We start from the raw sequence: 19,414 nt of genomic DNA, 5'->3' as shown, positions 1-19,414 counted from the left end.
GCCAACACAGTTGTGCACGCTCAGCTCACAACTCACCAGCCACATCCGACATCATGGATGAGCCGCCGGACGGTCCCTGAGGGCTGTCCCGGAATCCCTGGCGGATGCACGACGCCGGCTGCGGCACCCGCCCGTCGCAGGCCGGCGGGTGCCCCGCACCGCCGACGCCGTGCGCTGATCCACCAGGGATTACGGGACAGCCCTCAGGGACCCGACACCCCGAGTCTCAGGGCCCGGACACCCCGAGGCGTTCGCCGGCGCGATGGGCCTCGGCCAGTACGCCGCCGAGGTTCTCGTACCGCAGCCGCCCGTCCCGCTTGACCGCCCGCCCCGCCACCAGCACCGTGTCGACGTTCCCGGGGTGTGCGGCGGTCACCACCGCGCCGATCGGATCGTGGGTCGCCGGGGCGAGGTTGAGGGCATCGGCACGCAGCAGGACGAGGTCGGCGCGCTTGCCGACGCCCAGCGAGCCCACCTCGTCGCCCAGGCCGAGGGCCGTGGCCCCCTCCGCGGTGGCCATCCGCAGCACGTCGGCCGCCGTGACCGCGGACTCCTCCGTGTCGGCGTCGAAGTGACTGCTCATCAACGCGGCGCGCATCTGCGAGAACATGTCGCCCGCCGCCGAGGTCACCGCGTCCGCGCCCAGCCCCGTGGTGACGCCCGCCCGGCGCAGCCGGCCCGCCATCGGCGCGCCGAACCGCATCGACGCCTCGATCGCCGGTGTGATCGCCACGGCCCCGCCGGACTCGGCGATCAGCCGCAGCTCGGAGTCCGGCAGCGAGTTCCCGTGGACGTACAGGGTGCCGGCCGTGAGCAGCCCCTGTTCCCGCAGGGCGGCGATCGGCCGCTCGGCCACCGGCCCGGCGCTCACATGGACCGCGACGGGCAGCCCCAGCTCGCGGGCGAGCAGCCAGTCCTCCCGCACCGCCTCCGGCGCCGTGAAGGACGGGCCGACCGGGGCCAGGGCCATCGTGACCAGCGCGTCGCGCGAGGTGAAGTGGGTGGTGCGGGCCTTGCGCACCCAGTCGGCCTGCCGGGCGGTCTCGTCGAAGACGGGGTAGCCGTAGCCGAAGACGGCCCGGATGCCCGCTTCCCGCAGCGCCTCGACGGCGGCCGCGGTGTGCTCCGGCGAGTACTGGACGTGGGAGAAGTCCTGGACGGTGGTGACCCCCGCGTCCAGGCACTCCAGCGCCCCCAGGAGGTTGCCGGTGTACACGTCGGCGGGCGTGAAGCGGCCGGCCAGGTCACCGAGGATCCGGCTGAAGTAGCCGTCGAGGCTCGCGTCGACCGCGGCGGACCGCAGGACTCCCTGCCACAGGTGCCGGTGGGCGTCTACGAAGCCGGGCAGCACGATCATCGTGCGGGCGTCGATCACCTCCAGGCCGGCGCCGGTGTCGTCGAGCGGCAGGTCGCGGCCCACGGCGGCGATCCGGTCGCCCTCGACGAGGACATCGGTGTGCGGGTGGACGACGGGGTGGGGGGCGGTGTCGATGACCAGACCGCCGCGCAGCAGCAGGCGCGGGGCGGGGCGGTGCTCGATACCCATGGCGCATCACCTTCCACACGTTCGGAAGAAAGCTTTATAGAAAGCTATCATGGTGGTGATCTATCCTGCCGAGGTGACCGCGGCATCCGGACCAGTCCCCGACCCCGTCGATGCGCTGCTGAGCGCCTGGCGCAGCGAGCTGCCGGATGTGCTCCGCCCGACCACCGAGCTGTCGAAGCGGATAGCGCAGCTCGCCGCGGCCCTGGACGCGGCCACCCGCGGCGTGCTCCCCGAGCTCGGTCTGACCGTCGCCGAGTTCGACATCCTCGTCGCCCTGCGCAGGTCCGGTGAGCCGTACCGGATGAAGCCGAACGAGCTGGTCCGCGTCCTCCTGCTGTCCTCCGGCGGCCTGAGCAACGTCGTCAACCACCTCGCCGGCCGCGGACTCGTGGTCCGTGAACCCGCACCGGACGACGGCCGCAGCACCATGATCCGGCTGACCCCGGACGGGGTGCGCACCGCCGAGTGCGCCGTCCGCGCCCACGCCGACGCCCATGAAGCGGTCTTCGCCCAGGCGTCGCCCGCCGCCGTGCAGGCGGCCGCCCGTGCGCTGCGCGAGGTGGGCGTCCAGCGCCGCTCGGTGCCCCGGCCCCTACGGGCGGGACGGAACCGCAGCCGGTCCTGAGGTGCGCCGGCGGCCCCGGCCCGCACCGGTCGCGCGGGGGCCGGGGGCCGCCTGTCAGGGCCGCGGCCCGGGACGCTCGGCCTACACCTGGTCGGCCGCCGCCTGGAGGGCGGCGATGTCGATCTTCTTCATGCCGAGCATGGCCTTCATGGCGCGGGCCGCCCGCTCCTGGTCCGGGTCGTTCAGCAGCTCTGTCATGCCGCCGGGCGCGACCTGCCAGGACAGGCCGTACTTGTCCTTCAGCCAGCCACAGGGGCCCTCCTCGCCGCCCTCGGAGAGCTTGGTCCAGTAGTAGTCGATCTCGTCCTGGTCGGCGCAGACGACCATCAGGGAGATCGCCTCGTCGAAGGTGAACTGGGGCCCGCCGTTGATCGCGGTGTACTCCTGGCCGTCGAGCGCGAACTCGACCGTCAGCACGGTCCCCGCAGGGCGCGGACCTGCCTCGTTGTAGTAGGTGACGTTCTTGATCTCCGAGTTCGGGAACACCGAGCAGTAGAACTCCGCGGCTTCCTTGCCCTGGGTGTCGAACCACAGGTTGGGGGTGATCTGGGGCATGGTCATCTCCTGGGACGGGGCGCGGCCGGCGGCTGCGTCTGTGCCTCTTCAGACCGTGCCACCGGTCGGAACTCATCGCCTTCCGGGACGTTCTCCGCGGTCGCCGGATCGGTCCTCTTCCGGGTGTCGCCTTCCGGCCGTCCTCCCGCCCGTCCTCCGGCTCGCTCTCACGCTGTCCGGCTCGCCCCGGGCCTCGTCCTCCAGGGGTGAGTTTCAGCCACTCACGGGCCCGGTCGGGACGGTCGGGACCAGCCCCTCACTTCCAGGTGAAGGTCACGTCCTTGGTGTCGAGGTGCATGCCCAGCGGCACCCGCCAGCTGTCCACACACACCCGCCAGGTGCCGGTCCGCTTCTTGCCCACGGCGAGCGGCAGCGGAAGGTCGTGGGTGGAGGTGCGGGTGGCCCAGTCGACGCCGAGGGAGCCGATGATGTGGGTGCCGAAGGTGACGGTGCCGGCGGTGACGGGCCGGCCGCCGCTGTTGAGGAAGTCGAGAGAGACCTTCTGGCACCAGCGGACATCGGTATCGGCGAGCGCCGGCTTGCCTATCAGGAGGCCGCGGGGGGCGCCCGGACCGGCCGGGATGGTGGGGGAGGGCGGTTCGGGGGCGTGGGAGCCGTGCGGCGGGGCGGAACCTCCGGGATGCGTGGGGGAGTTGGGCGCACTCGGCGAGGCCGGGGGCGTGGCGCCGCCGTGACCGTGGCCGGTGTGCGCTCCGGCGGACGGCGCGGAGGTCGCGCGCGGGGCGCCGGACGCGCCGGGCCCGCCGGGATCACCCGCGCCGGCGGCCTCGTCCCCCTTGCCGGCCCCGGTGGCGGAACCCGCTCCGGAGGGGTCGGCCTGCGCACCGCCGCCGTCGCCGGGCCCCTCGCTCCTGCCGTCCCCGCCACCGCCCCCGCGGCCGCCGGCGCCGTCCAGCGGCGTCAGCTCGACGCCGCCCTCCGGCGGTACGCCCCGGGACGGCGCACGTCCATCGGCGGGGCCTGCCGCGCCCACCGCGACATACCCCTCGTCGGCCGCGCTGCCGCAGCCGGCCAGCAGGGAACCCAGACACAGCACGGCCGCAGAGGCGGCGGCCACGGTCGTCGTCCGTCGCATCGGGCCAGTGTTGCTGACGGCGTGTCAGGTGTACAGGGCCGGGACGCGCAGCCGAGGACTGTCCGGATCGCACCTCCCACGCGGCCGAAAGCCGGCCCCTGCAGGCCCGCACCAAGTCCCGGCTCGCAAGGCCACGTTCAGGCCCTCTGGAGGTCGTCGCAGCCGAAAGGTGGTCATGGGGGCGGCGAAGAAGCCACCCGGGAAGGAGAAAGCCGGGAAGATCGCGGCAAAGGCGACGACGGAGACGGCCGCACGTGCGGCGGCCCACCCACGCCACGGCCCCACGAACGGATCGCCCGCACGAGGAGCACGAACGCGGCGTCCGATTGACGCGCACCCACGGGCCACATGAAGGAGCCGCCCGAAGAGGACATTTGGCCTAGGCCGCAAGAAGAACGCCGCCTCACCGACGGGGCATGAAGGGCCCGGATGGCCAACGCCGCAGGAAGGACAGCGGGCCGACGGCAACGCGCGAACCACGGCGCGCGAACAGTGACGCCCGAACGGCAGCGACACCCGAACAACAACGACGCCCGAATCACCACGCGCGAACGGGGCCGTACGGCCTGGCCGTACGACCGGAACACACAGCTGCGGGGCGGGCGCCCTCCGCGCCGCGCCCCCGCACCCCTCTCCGCGTCCTTGCAGCTGTCCGCCGAGCGGCACGGAGCGCTTGCGGCCCCTCGGCGGACCGTTCCTCAGTCGGAGATGAGGCCCTCGCGCAGCTGCGCCAGGGTGCGGGTGAGCAGGCGGGAGACGTGCATCTGGGAGATGCCGACCTCCTCGCCGATCTGGGACTGCGTCATGTTGGCGAAGAAGCGCAGCATGATGATCTGGCGCTCGCGGGCCGGGAGTTTGGCCAGCAGGGGCTTGAGGGACTCGCGGTACTCCACGCCCTCCAGGGCGCTGTCCTCGTAGCCCAGGCGGTCCGCGAGGGAGCCCTCGCCGCCGTCGTCCTCGGGGGACGGGGAGTCGAGCGAGGAGGCGGTGTACGCGTTGCCGACGGCCAGGCCGTCGACGACGTCCTCCTCCGACACCCCCAGGCACAGGGCCAGTTCGGGGACGGTGGGGGAGCGGTCCAGCTTCTGGGAGAGCTCGTCGCTGGCCTTGGTGAGGGCGAGCCGGAGCTCCTGGAGCCGGCGCGGGACGCGGACCGACCACGACGTGTCGCGGAAGAAGCGCTTGATCTCACCGACCACGGTGGGCATCGCGAACGTCGGGAATTCCACGCCGCGTTCGCAGTCGAAACGGTCGATCGCCTTGATCAAACCGATCGTGCCGACCTGGACGATGTCCTCCATCGGCTCGTTGCGGCTGCGGAAGCGGGCCGCCGCGTAGCGCACCAGAGGGAGGTTCAGTTCGATGAGCGTGTCACGGACGTACGTACGTTCCGCGCAGTCCTTGTCGAGCGAGGCCAGCCGCAGGAACAGGGAGCGGGAGAGCGTGCGGGTGTTGATGGCGTCGTCGTCATGCACGTGTGGTGCGGGCGCGGGAATCGCGGGAAGCACCTTCGAGCTGCCCAGTTCTACGGACATGCCACCCCCTTGAGGTCGCGGTCGGGTCGCTGCGGCGTCCTCGGACCGGGGCGGACCGAGGAGTGATTCCTCCACCTGAATACCGGAGGCGGCGCTACGGCAAACGCGGTTCCTGCAGAATGTCACATGTCGGCAACACGCTGTAGCGCCTTGTCGACATATCTGTGCAGGATCGGGTCGCTCGTCCCGGCTACGCGTCGATCCTGTTTGCGGATCGCAGTCGGGCGAAGCTCCGCGACAGTAGCCGCGACACATGCATCTGCGACACCCCCAGCTCCGCACTGATCTGTGACTGCGTCAGATTGCTGTAGTAACGCAGCAGAAGGATCCGCTGCTCGCGCTCGGGCAGCTGGACCAGGAGGTGCCGTACGAGGTCGCGGTGCTCGACGCCGGCCAGCTCCGGGTCCTCGTAGCCGAGGCGGTCGAGCAGGCCGGGCAGGCCGTCGCCCTCCTGGGCGGCCTCCAGAGAGGTGGCGTGATACGAGCGGCCCGCCTCCAGGCAGGCCAGCACCTCGTCCTCGCCGATCTTCAGCCGCTCGGCGATCTCGGCGGTGGTGGGGGAGCGGCCGTGCAGCACCGTCAGGTCCTCCGTCGCGCCGTTGACCTGCACCCACAGCTCGTGGAGGCGGCGCGGTACATGGACCGTGCGGACATTGTCTCGAAAGTAGCGTTTGATCTCGCCGACGACGGTGGGCATGGCGAAGGTGGGGAACTGGACGCCCCGGTCCGGGTCGAACCGGTCGATCGCGTTGATCAGGCCGATGGTGCCGACCTGGATGACGTCCTCCATCGGCTCATTGCGGCTGCGGAAGCGGGCCGCGGCGTAGCGGACCAGTGGCAGGTTGGCTTCGATGAGTGCGGCACGGACCCGGGTGTGTTCGGGGGTGCCGGGTTCGAGGTCCGTCAACTCCGCGAACAGCACCTGCGTGAGCGCCCGCGTGTCCGCGCTACGGCTCTCGCGGGATGGAGCCTTGGGCGCAGTACGGGCCGTCACGGTCACGCCACCCTTCACAGTGCATGTATCCGGCAAAAGCGGTCATAGCATCACAAGACATGTGCACTGTGTGCAAGCACCCCATAACGCCGTGTTGAACAGAGAGTTGGGGCGGGTGCGGGCCGGCCGGGGAGCCGGTGGGCGGCGGTGGGCGCCCGGGGGTACGGCGAAGCCCCCCGGCCGCGGCGGACGGGGGGCTCGGCGGAGCGGTGGGCGGCGGTGCCGCGGCTCAGAATTCGTAGTCGGCGATCACCCAGGTGGCGAATTCGCGCCACTGGGCGGCGGCGGCCTGGTGGGCCGGGTGCTCGAGGTAGCGCTTGAGGGCGTCCGTGTCGGCCACGGCGGAGTTGACGGCGAAGTCGTAGGCGATCGGGCGGTCGGTGATGTTCCAGGCGCACTCCCAGAACGACAGCTCCGGAATCTCGCCCTCCAGCGCCTGGAAGGCGCGGACGCCGGCCCGCACCCGCTCCTCGTCGCGGGAGACACCTTCATTGAGCTTGAACAGGACCAGGTGGCGGATCACTGGGGCCTCCGTGCGGCGGACGGGGCGCAGCCGGTCGGTGGGCCGGCTGGCCGGGGCTGGGGCGCCGGCCGATCGCGGGCCGGTCCGTTCCCCGGGCGGCTCGGGTGCCGCCGGCCGGGCCGGGCGGTCCCTACTTGATCAGCTGCGTCATGAACTCGCCGACGCCCTGCGCGGCGGACGAGATGCCCTCGAAGCCTATCTGGACCATCTCGGCGGCCCGCTGAGGGGAGGTGATGATCGTGTACAGCACGAAGACGATGATCATGTACAACGCGATCTTCTTCGCCTGCGCCATCAGTCCCGATCTCCCCTACGCAGTCCCCTACGGCAGTGCCTGCACTTCCCGGTTGCAGTCGGGCGAGTGTAACCACACGTGTTCGATCACGGGAGTCGTGCCCGCGCGTCCGCTGTGACCGCCCGTCGGCCGCGCCCCGCGATCCCGTGCTGATCCAGGCTTTATGGACCAAAGACCCGCCAAAGCGGGTCCTTTACCTGCCTGTTGGGACAGAACGCCCAGGCATCATGAACGAGGTGGCCCGCTGGATCTGGCAGGAATCCACGGGCCCAGCGGTCAGGGCCTCACTGCGGGGTCCGCGCCGTGTCCGCCCTCGCGGCGGCGGCGCGGACCGGGAGGTCCGGTCCGTATCGGCGGGAGTGGGGTCATCCCCCGACGCCGCTCCCGACCGGCGGAAGCCCCGCCGCCGCGCCGTGCCTGGATTCCACGGGGGGTCCCAGGACACGGCCGGCGGCGGGGCTCCGTCGTGCGCGACCGCCCCGGTGCGCCGCACCCGGCCGCGGCGGCCGCACGAAATCCCGGCCGGTCTCCGCGCGCAGCCCCCGGTGCCCGCACCCGCGCCCCGGCAACCACCCGCCCCGCGTCTGCAACCACGGGGAAGGTCCACCGCGTCTCCCACCTCGTACGACCCCTGCGACCGCGGTGCCCGAACGCTGTGCGGCCCGGAGTGCGGCTCGTGCCGGCCACGCGGCATGCATCATGTACGCGTCACAACGAAGCGGCGGTGTGCCGCGTCGCGGCATGCGGCCGCGGGGGACGACGAGAGGAACACAGGCGCCAACGATGAAGATCGACTGGGACCGGCGTACCTGCGCGCGCCGCGGGCACATCACCTACCTCCCGCACGAGGAGCACCTCAGGGACAAGCTGCGCGCGGACACCGCTCTCGGCGAGGCCTGGCGCTGCCTGCGCTGCGGCGACTTCGCCCTCGGCACCCCGCACGGCTCGGGCCCGGCCGCCGACGCGCCGCTGGTCCCGCGCGGCAAGGTCCTGCGCGACCTGTTCGTCCTGCGGTTCCTGGCCGTCGAGCGAGCGGTGCGCGGTGTGTTCATCGTGCTGGCCGCGCTCGGCGTATGGCAGTTCAGCAACCGCAAGGACGCGGTCCGCCGGTTCTTCGACGAGTACGTCGCCGTGCTCCGCCCGGTGGCCCGGCACTTCCACTACGACCTGGACCACTCGCCGGTCGTCGGCACCATCCAGAAGACCTTCGGCTACCGCCACTCCACCCTGCTGCTGGTGGCCGCGCTGCTCCTGGCGTACGCCCTGGTGGAGATCGTCGAGGGCGTCGGCCTGTGGCGCGCCAAGCGGTGGGCGGAGTATCTGACGGTGGTGGCGACGGCGGCCTTCCTGCCGCTGGAGATCTACGAGCTGACCGAGAAGGTCAGCTGGCTCAAGATCGCCACGCTGGTGATCAACATCCTCGCGGTGCTCTACATCGCGCTCACCAAGCGGCTCTTCGGGCTGCGCGGCGGCCGCGAGGCCTTCGACGAGGAGCGGCACAGTGCCTCTCTTCTGGAGGTCGAGACCTCGGCCGGAGTGCCCGCCACCGCCCATAATGGCTGAACGCTCGATCCAAGGGGGAAGCGAAGGATGCCCATGAACTCCGTACCGCGCGAGTCCGATTCGTCGTCCGCGGCCGCCCGGCCCGCCCGGGGTGCGACCAGGTCCCCGCTGGCGCGGCGCCGGCCGGCCGTCGTGCTGGCGCTGCTGGTCGGCCTGCTGGCCGCGGCCGTCGCCCCGGCCACGGCCGCGAGCCGCGGCGCGGTGGACGGTGCCCGCGTGGCGGCCGCCGCGAGCGCCCCGAGCCGGAGCGCCGACGCCTCCCGGCTCGCCGCCGCCCCGGCGCAGGCCGCCGGCTACCGCCACCACAGCGCGCACCACTCGGCCCCGCTCAAGACGGTCTTCACATCCAAGAAGTCCAAGACGTCGAAGTGGAAGTCGAAGGCGAAGAAGAAGGGCGGCTTCTTCAAGAAGCTCGGCATCTTCCTGATCGTGCTCTTCGTCCTCTTCCTCGTCGTCGTGATCCTGGTGATCTGGCTGATCGTGCGCTTCTTCCGCCGCGCGGCACGGAACCGCCGCAACGCCTGAACGCACCCACGGCCGTCCAGGCCGCCGCGGCGCGTCCGTTTCCACGGGCGCGCCGCTTTTGCGATCCGGCTCCCGCGCGGGCGGCAACAAAGCGAAGTCCCCGGGGAATTGGCGCGGCCCGCCGCCGGGCGACGACGCCGGACAGCGGGCCGACTACGGCATCGATCGCGTCACGTGCCGCTCAGGCGACCCAGCAGCGTTTTGAGCGTCAGCCGAAGAGACCGGTTCTTCTGCTTGCGGATGCGGGCCTGCTCCTGGGCCGGGTCACCTGAACGCCATGCGCCGGCGGCCGTCGGTGCCGGACCCGCGCGCGGCGGGCGCCCCGCCCCGACGAGTTCCCCGCCCCGCGGACGACGGGACCCGCGGCGGACGACCGCGACCCCGCACACGACGAGGGCCCCGATCCGTAAAGATCGGGGCCCTCGTCCTCTGAGCGGTAGCGGTGGGATTTGAACCCACGGAGGAGTTGCCCCCTCACGCGCTTTCGAGGCGCGCTCCTTCGGCCGCTCGGACACGCTACCGAGAGAGATCCTAGCCCACGGGTGGCCGTGCGCCGAAATCGGATTCCGGGAAGGGGCCGGCGCGGGGCCGGACCGCAGGTCAGCGGTCCCGGAAGAAGTCGGTCAGCAGGGCCGCGCAGTCGGCTTCCAGGACGCCGGTGACGACTTCGGGACGGTGGTTGAGACGTCGGTCACGGACCACGTCCCACAGGGAGCCGGCCGCGCCGGCCTTGGCGTCGCGGGCACCGTAGACGACGCGGTCGACGCGGGAGAGCACGATCGCGCCGGCGCACATCGTGCACGGCTCCAGGGTGACGACGAGCGTGCAGTCCGTCAGCCGCCACTCGCCCGGCCGCCGCCCGGCGCCCGCCGCGGCGGCGCCTCCCGCCGGCTCCGGCCGGGCGGAGCGCGGGAGCGCGGCCTCCTCGCGCAGGGTCCGGGCCGCCGCCCGCAGCGCGAGGATCTCGGCGTGGGCGGTCGGATCGCCGGTGGCCTCGCGCGCGTTGCGGCCGGTGCCGAGGACCGTGCCGTCCGCGGACAGCACGACGGCGCCCACCGGGACGTCACCGGTCCCGGGGGCTCGGGCGGCCTCGTCCAGCGCCTGCCGCATCGGCGCGATCCAGGGATCGCGCAGCGGGTCGGGCGCGGGGGAGGGGTGAGAGGCGGATGGGGGGACGGTCATGTCCCCAGTGTCGGGGACGCGACCGGGGGCGGGGCCCGGGCCCCGAGGACGGGGACCCCGGCCCGGCCGGCTCAGCGCACGGCTTCGAGGACCTCCGTGCAGCCCAGCGAGTCGGCGATGGTGCCCAGCGCATCGCCGTCCAGGGCCAGCAGTTCCTTCTCGCTGACTCCCAGGTCGGCCAGCAGGGCGGCATCGCCGAGCGGGCCGTGCGGCGGGCCGTCGGAGCCGTTCACCGACTCCAGGGGGTCGTTGTCGTCCACGTTGTCGTCGGGTTCGGGTTCGGGTTCGCCGTCCTCCGTGCCGTCCAGGTCGAGGCTGTCGAGGTCGTCGGCCGCGTCGTCCTCATCGCGGCCGAGCAGCTCGTCGGTCAGCATCGCGCCGTACGAGCTTTTGGCGGCGGCGGCGGCGTTGGAGAGGAAGACCCGTGGGTCGTCCTCGCCGTCCACCCGGACGACGCCGAACCAGGCGTCCTCCTGCTCGATGAAGGCCACCACCGTGTCGTCGTCGACCGCCGCCTCTCGGGCCAGATCGGCCAGATCGGTCAGCGTCTCCACATCGTCGAGCTCCGTATCGCTCGCTTCCCACCCGTCTTCGGTGCGCGCGAGCAGTGCGGCGAAGTACACCGTGACTCTCCCACTGGTCATAGGCGTGCCGGGCCGGGCGGGGCGGCGCTGCACGCCGTTGGTCCCGCCCCCTTCGGAATCGTGGCAGAAACAACGCGTTCGCGCGGGGTCTTCGGCGCTGCGTCGTGCGGAGGTTGTGAGAGATGTCGCTCACGTGCCGCAGCGCGGGCGGTAGTGCGACGGTGGTTCGCTCTCAGCGGAACAGGCTCCGCTACCAGCGGAATGTGCGCATCCGCAGGGCCTGGCGCATCCGTTCGGCGCGTGCGCGGCGCGGCTGGACGCGGTCGCGCAGCTCCTTGGCCTCGTGCAGTTCCCGCAGAAATTGTGCCCGCCGGCGTCGGCGCGCCGCCGCCGCCCCGGCGTCCGGGGCGGCGTGGTCGCCGCCGGGGAGGGCGTCGTTCGTGTCGTCGGTCCGCTTGCGGTCGGGCACGCGCACACCACCTCGGGCGGGTTCTTCGCCCGGGGGCAGGACGGCCGATCGGGCGTACGTGCCCACTTTCCCTCCTTTCGGCGGTTTGATGCCGACTCCACCCCGCCGGGGTGCGCGGGCGCAGGGTTCCGACGGGCGGGCGCCGGGGCCTTCCGGCTCGGTTACTGTCGATGTCATGCGGATCCACGTCGTCGACCACCCGCTGGTGGCGCACAAACTCACCACACTGCGCGACAAGCGCACCGACTCCCCCACCTTCCGGCGGCTCGCCGACGAGCTGGTGACCCTGCTCGCCTACGAGGCCACCCGTGATGTGCGCACCGAGCAGGTCGAGATCGAGACCCCCGTGACGGCCACCACCGGTGTGCGGCTCTCGCACCCGCGGCCCCTGGTCGTGCCGATCCTGCGGGCCGGTCTGGGCATGCTGGACGGCATGGTGCGGCTGCTGCCCACCGCCGAGGTCGGCTTCATGGGCATGGTGCGCAACGAGGAGACGTACGAGGCGCACACCTACGCCACGCGGATGCCCGACGACCTCTCGGGCCGTCAGGTCTACGTCGTCGACCCGATGCTCGCCACGGGCGGCACGCTGGTCGCGGCGATCCGTGAGCTGATCAAGCGCGGTGCGGACGACGTCACCGCGATCTGCCTGCTGGCCGCGCCGGAGGGTGTCGAGGTCATGGAGAAGGAGCTGGCCGGCACGCCGGTGACGGTGGTCACCGCGGCGGTCGACGAGCGGCTGAACGACGACCGCTACATCGTGCCGGGCCTCGGCGACGCGGGGGACCGGATGTACGGCACGGCCGGCTGAACGCGCCCCGCCCGATCATGGTCCGGGCCCCGCACCACGCGGTGGTGCGGGGCCCGTTCGCATGCGGTCAGCACTTGGCGGCGGGGGCCGGGGACGGGTGCGTCAGCAGGGCCAGCGACTTCGCGGCGTTCTGCTGAGGGGTCAGGTCCTTGAAGGCGTCGCCGATGATCAGGTCGAGGTCGGTGCCCTTGCGGCCGTCGGTCTTCTGCTGGGCGCCGGCGAGCTGGGTGGCCAGCACCTTCAGCGGGGCGTCGGACGCCTGGGGGCCGAGGAGTATCCCCGCGTCCTTGACCTTCTTGTCGTAGGCGGCGGGGGCGTTGCCCACCTTGCCGATCTTGAAGCCGCGCTTCTGCAGTTCGTCGGCGGTGCGCTTGGCGAGGCCGGAGCGCGGCGTCGCGTTGAAGACATTGACGGTCAGGGCGCCGGGCGCGGGCATCTTCTGCGCGGCGGCCCCGGCCTGCGCCGCCTCCGCCTTGCCGCCGTCCCGGCAGTGCTGTTCGCCCTGGGAGGCGGCCCGGGCGCTGCTGGTGCGGCCGCCGAAGACGTCGATGAGCTGCAGGGTCCCCCAGGCGGCCAGGCCGAGGACGCAGGCCGTGGCGACGACGGTGAGGACGATCCGGCGGCGGTGGCGGGGACGGCGCATCCGCGGATACCTGTCGCCCGTGATGCGGTACTTCTTACCGCCCATTCCTGGGGGCGTCAGCATGCTCATGGGCGCAGCGTAGTGCGGGAGGCGGGCCGTGCCTACTAGATGATCAACGCGTCGTGCGAGACCCAACCCAAAAGGGCCAATTCGGGCAGGATGGGCGGGGTGCCGCCGAGCGGTAAGGGGGACTTTCGGCCAGTTGGGCCGGGGTGTGTGTCTGCGACCGAGGGGCCGTGCGTCAGCCCAGTTCGAGCACGCGGGCGTGCAGCACCTGGCGCTGCTGGAGCGCCGCGCGCACCGCGCGGTGCAGCCCGTCCTCCAGATAGAGGTCGCCCTCCCACTTCACGACGTGCGCGAAGAGGTCGCCGTAGAACGTGGAGTCCTCGGCGAGCAGCGTTTCGAGATCGAGCTGCTGCTTGGTCGTCACCAACTGGTCGAGGCGTACCGGGCGCGGGGCGACGTCCGCCCACTGGCGGGTGCTCTCCCGGCCGTGGTCCGGGTACGGCCGACCGTTTCCGATGCGCTTGAAGATCACACGGAAAGCCTACCGGGCGAGCGGCACCGGGCGCAGCCATGCCGCAGCGACGCAAAAGGATCATTGACGGCAAACATGGATCATTGGGGAGGGGTGGCCCACGGGATATGGCCGGATGCGACCCGAACGGGCTACCGCGCGGCGTGTCCCGGACGGGCGGCGCTCCCCGTCGCCGCGGCCCCGCGGCGGGCGGTCACCACTGCCGGGCGGCCACCGAACTGGGCTGCCAGTGCGTGACCGTGGCGGTGCGCGGGTCGATGCGGACGGGGGCGCGGCCGTCCAGGCCGACCTGGGTGGGGGTGGCGCGGGCGGCCAGCGCGACGCCGAACTGGGAGATCCGCCGGCCCCGGTGGCCCCGGCCGTCCGGCCCGCCCGCGGAGGTGATGATCATGGCGTACGCGGTGTCGCCGGGCGCCAGGGAGACCACGGTGAGCGGCCGGCTCGCCCGGATCACGGGGAGCGGGGGCCGCCGGCCGTCGCCGAACCGCAGCAGGGGGTAGGGCTGGGCGGCGAAGTCGCAGGTCCGGCCGGAGGAGTTGGTGACCTTCAGCAGCATGCGGCGGTCCCGGTGCGGCAGGGCGCCGGCGTGGAATCTCAGCATCTCGGGGGCGCAGGCGACCCGGCCGCCGGGGGCCGGGGGGCCGGCGTCGTCGGTGGCCGGGGAAGGGGCGGGCGAGACGGCCGAGAGGGGGCTGTCGGCCTTGCCGCCGGGGGTGTCGTGGCAGGCGGTGGTCAACGTCAGCGCGGCGGCGGCGAGGGCGGTCGCGGTGACGGCCCGGCTGGTGGTGGTGATCGGCATCGGGAGCTCCCCCGGGACGGCGGCGTGTACACGACCTTCGGCGCGGGTGCTGGTGATCCGCTAACGCCCGGCTAACGCGGGGCGCTGGTTTCGGCCCTTCGTGCGCGGCGAGCGGCGGGCCGCCGGGGACGCGGGGGGCCGCGGGCGACCCGGTGCGGGCCGGTCCGGCGGGGGCTTGTCCGGCGCGGGCCCGTCCGGCGGGGGCTCGTACGGTGCGGACCCGTCCGGTGCGTGGTCACCCTCCCGACGGGGACGGGGTGCTGCCCCTGCCGCCGGGGGCGGAGCGCGCGCCGGTGGGGTCGGCCGACGGGGTGCCGGCGGGCGGCAGGGTGGTCGAGGGGGGAGCGCCGGACGGCCGGTCCGTCGGCCGCGGGGTGGGGCTGCCGGCGCCGGGGGTGTGCGACGGCGGGGCCGACGGCGCGCCGGGCGTCACCGAGCCGGTGGGGCGGGCCGTGCGGTGCGGGCCGTCCGAGGGGGCGCTCGGCGACGGTGCGGGGCCGGGGTCCGTACGGTGCGGGGACGGGGCGGGGACGACGGGGCGCGGCGGGGTGGCGGGTGCGGGCCGGCGGTCCGGCGGGGTGCCGGGGGCCGTCGCCGCATAGCCGATCGCGACGGCGGCGGCCGCGGCGGCCGCCGCCAGCGGCAGGCCGAAACGGCGCGGCCACAGGTGCCGCACACCGGGCAGCCGGGTGCGCCGGAGGTGCGGTCCGGGGGGTGCGGCGGGCCGCAGATCCCGGACGGCGATGCTCTCGGCGCGCGCCGCGAGGGCCCGGCGCAGCCGGTCCTCCACGGGGCGTCCGGCGCCGCCGGGGCCCGTGCCGCCGTCGGGTCCGCCGCCGGCGCGACCGGTGTCCGTGCCGGGGCCGTTCATGACCGCTCCTCCAAGATCTTCTCCAGCGCGTTCAGTGCGCGGCTGGCGATCGACTTCACCGCGCCGCGGCTGATGCCCAGCGTCGTCGCGATCTGTGCCTCCGTCAGCTCGCCCCAGTAGCGCAGGACGAGCACCTCCCGGCGGCGGGCGGTCAGCCCGCTCAGCGCGGCGAACACCTCCCGGTGCTCCTCGTCCAGCACGATCCGCTCCTCGGCGGACGGGGCGTCCGCCTCGTACGGCGGGGTGTACTCGCGTGCGGTCCGCCGGCGCCGCAGCACCGAGCGGGCGGCGTTGACGACCGCGGTGCGCAGGTAGGCGAGCGCGTTGTCGACCTCGCCGAGCTGTTCGCCGTGCCGCTTGTAGAGCGCGGCGAACGCGTCCTGGACGACGTCCTCGGCGGTGGCGCGGTCGTCGACGAGCAGGACGGCCAGCCGGACCATGTTCAGCCGGTGGGCGTGGTAGAGCTCGCTGATCGTCGGCCGCGGCTCGGGGGGAGCGGGGGCGCCGCCGGCCGGTGGTCCGGCGCCCGCCGGAAGGCCGTACGCCACCGGCCGGGGCGGGTGGCCGGTGCGCGGGGTTTCGCGGCGGGCGGCCGCCGGACGGGCGGTGCGCAGCAGCCGCCGCCACAGGGCAGGCCGGAGCCCCGGCAGGGCGAACCGTACCGGGGCGTGCTGCGGGCCGGCGGAGAACTCCATCGATACCTCGGGGTGGGGCCGCGCCGGTGGCTCAGTCGCGCCGGCGGCGGGCCGCGTAGACGGCGCCGCCGCCCACCGCGATCAGGGCCGCGGCGCCGGCGCCGAGCGCCACGGTGGCCGTGGAGGAGGCGCCGGTGCGGGCGAGTTCCTTGTTGCTGTCCGCGCCCTTGGCCGGGGCCGGGCGGGGCGTCGCCGGGGGGCCGCCGTCGCCGCGGGTGCCGGGCGAGGTGGGCGGGGCGCTGGGCGGGGCCGTGGCGTCGGAGGGCTGCGGCCCCGGGTGGGTGGGCGAGGCGCTGGGGGTGCTGGGCGCGCTGGGCCGGGGGACGGCCGACGGGGGAGCGCTGCTGGCCTGCGTGGGGGAGGGCCGGGGGCCGCCCTCGGCGTGCGCGGTGCCGGCGGCGGACAGCCCGGTCAGGGCGAGCGCCGCGACCAGGCCGGCGGCGGCCGCGCCGCGCGATCGGGGGGCGTACGGCCGGAGACCGGCGGAGGTGCGGGAGGTACGGGTGGACTTCACGGTCGGCTGCTCCACGTTCTTCGACGGGCGGCGCCGGATGGCGCCCTCACCCGTCACGACGTGCGGAGCGGCCGGGGGTTGCCGGGCGGTGCGGAAAATCTTCCGCGCCGTCCGCGGGCCGGGGAACGCGGGCCGTGGGCCGCGGGTTCGTCTGCGGGCGGCCGGCGCGCGGCAGCCGGGAGCCAGGCCGCCGCCGCTCAGCCCTTCGGGTCGATCAGGCCGAGCCGGTACGCCTTCACCAGGCGGCGCGGCACCTGGTGGACGGTGCCGTCGACGGTGACGGGCACCAGCTGGGGCGCGGTGGCCTTCCACTGGGCGCGGCGGTGGCGGGTGTTGCTGCGGGAGAGCTTGCGCTTGGGCACGGCCATGGGGTGGGGCCTCCTTCGGGGGCGGCGGGCGGACCGGAGCGGAGCGGTTCACCGGGGGTGGGCACCGTCGGAGGCTATATGAAAATGGATACCGTTTCCAATTAATCGGGAGCTGCCTGGTCACGGCAGGCGAACGCCCGGGCCGGCCCGGGGGGAGGCCGGCCCGGGCGCGGGCTTCCGCGCCCGTCACCGGGCGCGGAAGCGGTCGCCGACCGGAGTCGTGGACCAGAGGGCCGGATCGCCGGCCGGAGGGGTCAGATCGTCGAGGTGTCGATCACGAAGCGGTAGCGGACGTCGCTCGCCAGCACCCGCTCGTACGCCTCGTTGATCTGCTTCGCGCTGATCACCTCGATGTCCGCGGCCAGCCCGTGCTCACCGCAGAAGTCGAGCATCTCCTGCGTCTCGGGGATGCCGCCGATCATCGAGCCGGCGATCGAGCGGCGCCGCGGGATCAGCGCGAACGGCGCGACCGGCAGCGGGTTCTCCGGGGCGCCGACCTGGACCAGGGTGCCGTCGGTGCGCAGCAGCCCGAGGTAGGCGCCCAGGTCCAGGTTGGCGGAGACGGTGTTGACGATCAGGTCGAAGGTGCCGGCCAGCGCCTCGAACGTGGCCGGGTCGGAGGTCGCGTGGTAGTGGTCCGCGCCCAGCCGCAGGCCGTCGTCCTTCTTGCGGAGCGACTGGCTCAGCACGGTGACCTCGGCGCCCATCGCGTGCGCGATCTTCACGCCCATGTGGCCGAGGCCGCCCAGGCCGACGATGGCGACCTTCTTGCCGGGGCCGGCCTGCCAGTGGGCGAGCGGCGAGTAGAGGGTGATGCCGGCGCACAGCAGCGGGGCGGCCGCGTCCAGCGGGATGCTCTCGGGGATGCGCAGGGCGTAGTTCTCGTCGACGACGAGGTGGGTGGAGTAGCCGCCGTGGGTGGTCTCGCCGTCCCGGCCGGTGGCGTTGTACGTACCGACGTTGCCGAGCTCGCCGGTGCAGTACTGCTGCAGGCCGGCCCGGCAGTTCTCGCACTCCCGGCAGGAGTCGACGAAGCAGCCGACGCCGACCCGGTCGCCCGCCCGGTAGCGGGTGACCTCGGCGCCCACCTCGGCGACCACACCGGCGATCTCATGGCCGGGGACGATCGGGAAGGCCCCGCCGTCGCCCCACTCGGCGCGCACGGTGTGGATGTCGGAGTGGCAGATGCCGGCGTACTTGATGTCGATCAGGATGTCGTGGGCACCCAGCTCGCGGCGCGGAATCGTGATCCGCTCCAGCGGTGCTTTCGGGGCGGGTGCGGCGTACGCGAAGACAGAGGTGTGGGTCATGCCACCGAGAATGCGGCGTTCCGCTTGGCGTAACCAGTGCACTCTTGAACGTATGCATGGCGTGCCTACTACTGACGGAACCACCCTGAGGCCCGGTCCGGGGCCGCGGACCGCGGTCATGGACCAGCGAACGGAGTTGAGCGAGTTCCTGCGCTCCCGGCGGGCCCGGCTGCGGCCGCGGGACGTCGGGCTGCCGGAGTACGGCGGGCGGCGCCGGGTGCCGGGGCTGCGCCGGGAGGAGCTCGCGCAGCTCGCCGGGGTGAGCGTGGCGTACTACATCCGCCTCGAACAGGGCCGCGGCCGCAACGTCTCGTCCGCGGTGCTGGACGCCATCGCCACCGCGCTGCGGCTGACCTCCGCCGAGCGCGATCACCTCATGCACCTCGCCCGCCCGGTCTCCCGCCGGCTGCGCCCGGTGGCCCGGCCGCAGCGGGTGCGCCCCGCGCTGCAGCAGCTGATCGACACGATGGAGAACGTCCCCGCCTACGTCATCGGGCGGCGCCTGGACATCATCGGCTGGAACCGGCTCGCCCGCGCCCTGCTCGGGGACTTCGCGGCGCTGCCGCCCGAGCACCGCAATCTGGCCTGGCAGGTCTTCCTGGACCCGTCGGCCCGCGCGCTCTACGAGGACTGGGACGCCAAGGCCGCCGACGTGGTCGGCTATCTGCGGCGCGACGCGGGCCGCAATCCGCACGACCCGGACATGGCGTCGCTGATCGGCGAACTCTCGCTGGGGAGCCCGGAGTTCCGGCGGCTGTGGGCCGCCCATGACGTGCAGGACAAGGGGTTCGGCGGCAAGGTCCTGCACCATCCGCTGGCCGGGCGGCTGGTCCTGGCGTACGAGACGCTGACCCTGCCCGCCGACCCCGACCAGCAGGTGATCACCTACCACGCCGAGCCGGGGTCGCCGTCGGCCGCCGCCCTACGGCTGCTGGCGTCGGGTCAGGAGAAGACCACCGAGCGGACCTTGAGCTGCTCCGAGGCGTGACCGCCGTTCGGCCGGAGGATGAAGAAGTCGCCCGTGCAGTTGGGGCCGGTGAAGACCGTGGCCACGGACGAGGAGTAGTTCTTCGGGGTGTGGGCGGGCTGGACGGACGGGTCGGCCACCTCGGGGAGGGAGAGGCACGCCCGGCTCGGCGGGTCGGCGAGCAGGCCCACGTGCGGGGTGCCGGTCGAGTCGCTGTAGACGTAGGTGAAGGGGCCGGTGGCGGCGGCGGCCGGGGCGGTGGGCAGGGACAGGGCGAGCGCGAGGGCGCCGGCGGCGGTGGCGACGGTGTGGCGAAGACGCATGAGATGTTCCCTTTCATTCCGTTTACATGCGGAATGTGTGTTGCCCCGTCGTGCGTCCGGTGATGTCCGCATCACACGAAGGA

General features: G+C 73.4%; 24 protein-coding genes and 1 tRNA gene. 5 read left to right on the top strand and 20 right to left on the bottom strand.

All coding sequences use genetic code 11. From position 1 onward, the window contains the following. Positions 1–226 precede the first annotated feature (226 nt). Positions 227–1,546: an amidohydrolase family protein gene (locus tag K7396_RS17110; RefSeq protein WP_086718131.1), complete on the bottom strand. Its 1,320-nt coding sequence runs from the start codon at positions 1,544–1,546 to the stop codon at positions 227–229. A 49-nt stretch (positions 1,547–1,595) separates the two neighbouring features. Here K7396_RS17110 and K7396_RS17105 point away from each other — a divergent pair, with 49 nt between their 5' ends. Next, on the top strand, positions 1,596–2,171 hold the full coding sequence (locus K7396_RS17105; protein WP_086718132.1) for a MarR family winged helix-turn-helix transcriptional regulator: 576 nt from the start codon (positions 1,596–1,598) through the stop codon (positions 2,169–2,171). Between the two features lie 81 nt (positions 2,172–2,252). Here K7396_RS17105 and K7396_RS17100 read toward each other — a convergent pair whose 3' ends face one another. From K7396_RS17100 to K7396_RS17075, 6 genes are all read right to left on the bottom strand, one after another. Continuing rightward, on the bottom strand, positions 2,253–2,726 hold the full coding sequence (locus tag K7396_RS17100) for a VOC family protein (RefSeq protein WP_086718133.1): 474 nt from the start codon (positions 2,724–2,726) through the stop codon (positions 2,253–2,255). A gap of 256 nt (positions 2,727–2,982) precedes the next feature. Beyond that, on the bottom strand, positions 2,983–3,822 hold the full coding sequence (locus K7396_RS17095; protein WP_170314283.1) for a hypothetical protein: 840 nt from the start codon (positions 3,820–3,822) through the stop codon (positions 2,983–2,985). Between the two features lie 698 nt (positions 3,823–4,520). After that, the gene (locus tag K7396_RS17090) at positions 4,521–5,357 is read right to left on the bottom strand and encodes an RNA polymerase sigma factor SigF (RefSeq protein WP_026169669.1); all 837 of its coding nucleotides are present in this window, start codon (positions 5,355–5,357) and stop codon (positions 4,521–4,523) included. Between the two features lie 190 nt (positions 5,358–5,547). After that, positions 5,548–6,357 carry an RNA polymerase sigma factor SigF gene (locus K7396_RS17085; RefSeq protein WP_026169670.1) on the bottom strand — a complete coding sequence of 270 codons (810 nt, stop codon included), beginning with the start codon at positions 6,355–6,357 and terminating at the stop codon, positions 5,548–5,550. A gap of 223 nt (positions 6,358–6,580) precedes the next feature. Then, a complete protein-coding gene (locus tag K7396_RS17080) occupies positions 6,581–6,874 on the bottom strand; it encodes a Dabb family protein (protein WP_086721956.1) in 294 nt (97 codons plus the stop codon). A 130-nt stretch (positions 6,875–7,004) separates the two neighbouring features. Continuing rightward, positions 7,005–7,169 carry a hypothetical protein gene (locus K7396_RS17075; protein WP_167392858.1) on the bottom strand — a complete coding sequence of 55 codons (165 nt, stop codon included), beginning with the start codon at positions 7,167–7,169 and terminating at the stop codon, positions 7,005–7,007. A 783-nt stretch (positions 7,170–7,952) separates the two neighbouring features. Here K7396_RS17075 and K7396_RS17070 point away from each other — a divergent pair. Both K7396_RS17070 and K7396_RS17065 read left to right on the top strand, forming a co-directional pair. Further along, positions 7,953–8,732, top strand: coding sequence for a DUF2127 domain-containing protein (locus tag K7396_RS17070; RefSeq protein WP_086721955.1), 780 nt, complete (start codon positions 7,953–7,955; stop codon positions 8,730–8,732). 33 nt (positions 8,733–8,765) lie between these two features. Further along, the gene (locus K7396_RS17065) at positions 8,766–9,257 is read left to right on the top strand and encodes a hypothetical protein (RefSeq protein WP_223660042.1); all 492 of its coding nucleotides are present in this window, start codon (positions 8,766–8,768) and stop codon (positions 9,255–9,257) included. 434 nt (positions 9,258–9,691) lie between these two features. Here K7396_RS17065 and K7396_RS17060 read toward each other — a convergent pair. The 4 genes from K7396_RS17060 to K7396_RS17045 all read right to left on the bottom strand — a co-directional run bounded on the left by K7396_RS17060 (position 9,692) and on the right by K7396_RS17045 (position 11,492). Then, positions 9,692–9,778 (bottom strand) — tRNA-Ser (locus K7396_RS17060). Between the two features lie 79 nt (positions 9,779–9,857). Further along, positions 9,858–10,439, bottom strand: coding sequence for a nucleoside deaminase (locus K7396_RS17055; RefSeq protein ID WP_152104620.1), 582 nt, complete (start codon positions 10,437–10,439; stop codon positions 9,858–9,860). A 71-nt stretch (positions 10,440–10,510) separates the two neighbouring features. Further along, positions 10,511–11,062, bottom strand: a complete 552-nt coding sequence (locus K7396_RS17050; protein ID WP_086715808.1) for a tRNA adenosine deaminase-associated protein — start codon at positions 11,060–11,062, stop codon at positions 10,511–10,513. A 211-nt stretch (positions 11,063–11,273) separates the two neighbouring features. Continuing rightward, positions 11,274–11,492, bottom strand: coding sequence for a hypothetical protein (locus K7396_RS17045; protein ID WP_086715810.1), 219 nt, complete (start codon positions 11,490–11,492; stop codon positions 11,274–11,276). A gap of 175 nt (positions 11,493–11,667) precedes the next feature. Between K7396_RS17045 and upp the strand changes: the two genes are divergently transcribed. After that, entirely contained in the window at positions 11,668–12,303 is a 636-nt protein-coding gene (gene upp / locus K7396_RS17040) for a uracil phosphoribosyltransferase (RefSeq protein ID WP_086715806.1), read from the top strand. A 67-nt stretch (positions 12,304–12,370) separates the two neighbouring features. Here the strand turns inward: upp and K7396_RS17035 are convergent, their stop codons facing one another. The 8 genes from K7396_RS17035 to K7396_RS17000 all read right to left on the bottom strand — a co-directional run bounded on the left by K7396_RS17035 (position 12,371) and on the right by K7396_RS17000 (position 18,041). Then, positions 12,371–13,015: a LytR C-terminal domain-containing protein gene (locus K7396_RS17035; RefSeq protein ID WP_086715804.1), complete on the bottom strand. Its 645-nt coding sequence runs from the start codon at positions 13,013–13,015 to the stop codon at positions 12,371–12,373. Positions 13,016–13,187: 172 nt separating this feature from the next. Then, positions 13,188–13,484 carry a type II toxin-antitoxin system VapB family antitoxin gene (locus tag K7396_RS17030; protein WP_030084955.1) on the bottom strand — a complete coding sequence of 99 codons (297 nt, stop codon included), beginning with the start codon at positions 13,482–13,484 and terminating at the stop codon, positions 13,188–13,190. A 193-nt stretch (positions 13,485–13,677) separates the two neighbouring features. Then, positions 13,678–14,283, bottom strand: a complete 606-nt coding sequence (locus tag K7396_RS17025) for a DUF4232 domain-containing protein (protein WP_152104621.1) — start codon at positions 14,281–14,283, stop codon at positions 13,678–13,680. Between the two features lie 235 nt (positions 14,284–14,518). Continuing rightward, a complete protein-coding gene (locus K7396_RS35690) occupies positions 14,519–15,154 on the bottom strand; it encodes a hypothetical protein (RefSeq protein ID WP_152104622.1) in 636 nt (211 codons plus the stop codon). Then, entirely contained in the window at positions 15,151–15,849 is a 699-nt protein-coding gene (locus K7396_RS17015) for an RNA polymerase sigma factor (protein WP_174886926.1), read from the bottom strand. The genes K7396_RS35690 and K7396_RS17015 overlap by 4 nt, the downstream gene beginning before the upstream one ends. A 31-nt stretch (positions 15,850–15,880) precedes the next feature. Then, positions 15,881–16,363, bottom strand: a complete 483-nt coding sequence (locus K7396_RS17010) for an LPXTG cell wall anchor domain-containing protein (protein WP_170314284.1) — start codon at positions 16,361–16,363, stop codon at positions 15,881–15,883. A gap of 197 nt (positions 16,364–16,560) precedes the next feature. Next, a complete protein-coding gene (rpmF, locus tag K7396_RS17005; protein ID WP_152104624.1) occupies positions 16,561–16,731 on the bottom strand; it encodes a 50S ribosomal protein L32 in 171 nt (56 codons plus the stop codon). A 254-nt stretch (positions 16,732–16,985) separates the two neighbouring features. Next, complete coding sequence (locus K7396_RS17000; RefSeq protein ID WP_086721497.1) at positions 16,986–18,041, bottom strand: NAD(P)-dependent alcohol dehydrogenase; 1,056 nt, start codon at positions 18,039–18,041, stop codon at positions 16,986–16,988. A gap of 118 nt (positions 18,042–18,159) precedes the next feature. Between K7396_RS17000 and K7396_RS16995 the strand changes: the two genes are divergently transcribed. Further along, positions 18,160–19,029, top strand: a complete 870-nt coding sequence (locus K7396_RS16995; RefSeq protein ID WP_086721496.1) for a helix-turn-helix domain-containing protein — start codon at positions 18,160–18,162, stop codon at positions 19,027–19,029. On the opposite strand, the gene K7396_RS16990 is transcribed toward K7396_RS16995, so the two are convergent. Next, positions 18,984–19,331, bottom strand: a complete 348-nt coding sequence (locus K7396_RS16990) for a hypothetical protein (protein ID WP_086721495.1) — start codon at positions 19,329–19,331, stop codon at positions 18,984–18,986. The two genes, K7396_RS16995 and K7396_RS16990, sit on opposite strands and share 46 nt — an antisense overlap. Positions 19,332–19,414 lie beyond the last annotated feature (83 nt).

The organism is Streptomyces angustmyceticus, assembly GCF_019933235.1.
Classification (GTDB): domain Bacteria; phylum Actinomycetota; class Actinomycetes; order Streptomycetales; family Streptomycetaceae; genus Streptomyces; species Streptomyces angustmyceticus.
The sequence above is the reverse complement of the archived record's forward strand: the minus strand, read 5'-3'. Positions and strand labels throughout refer to the sequence as shown.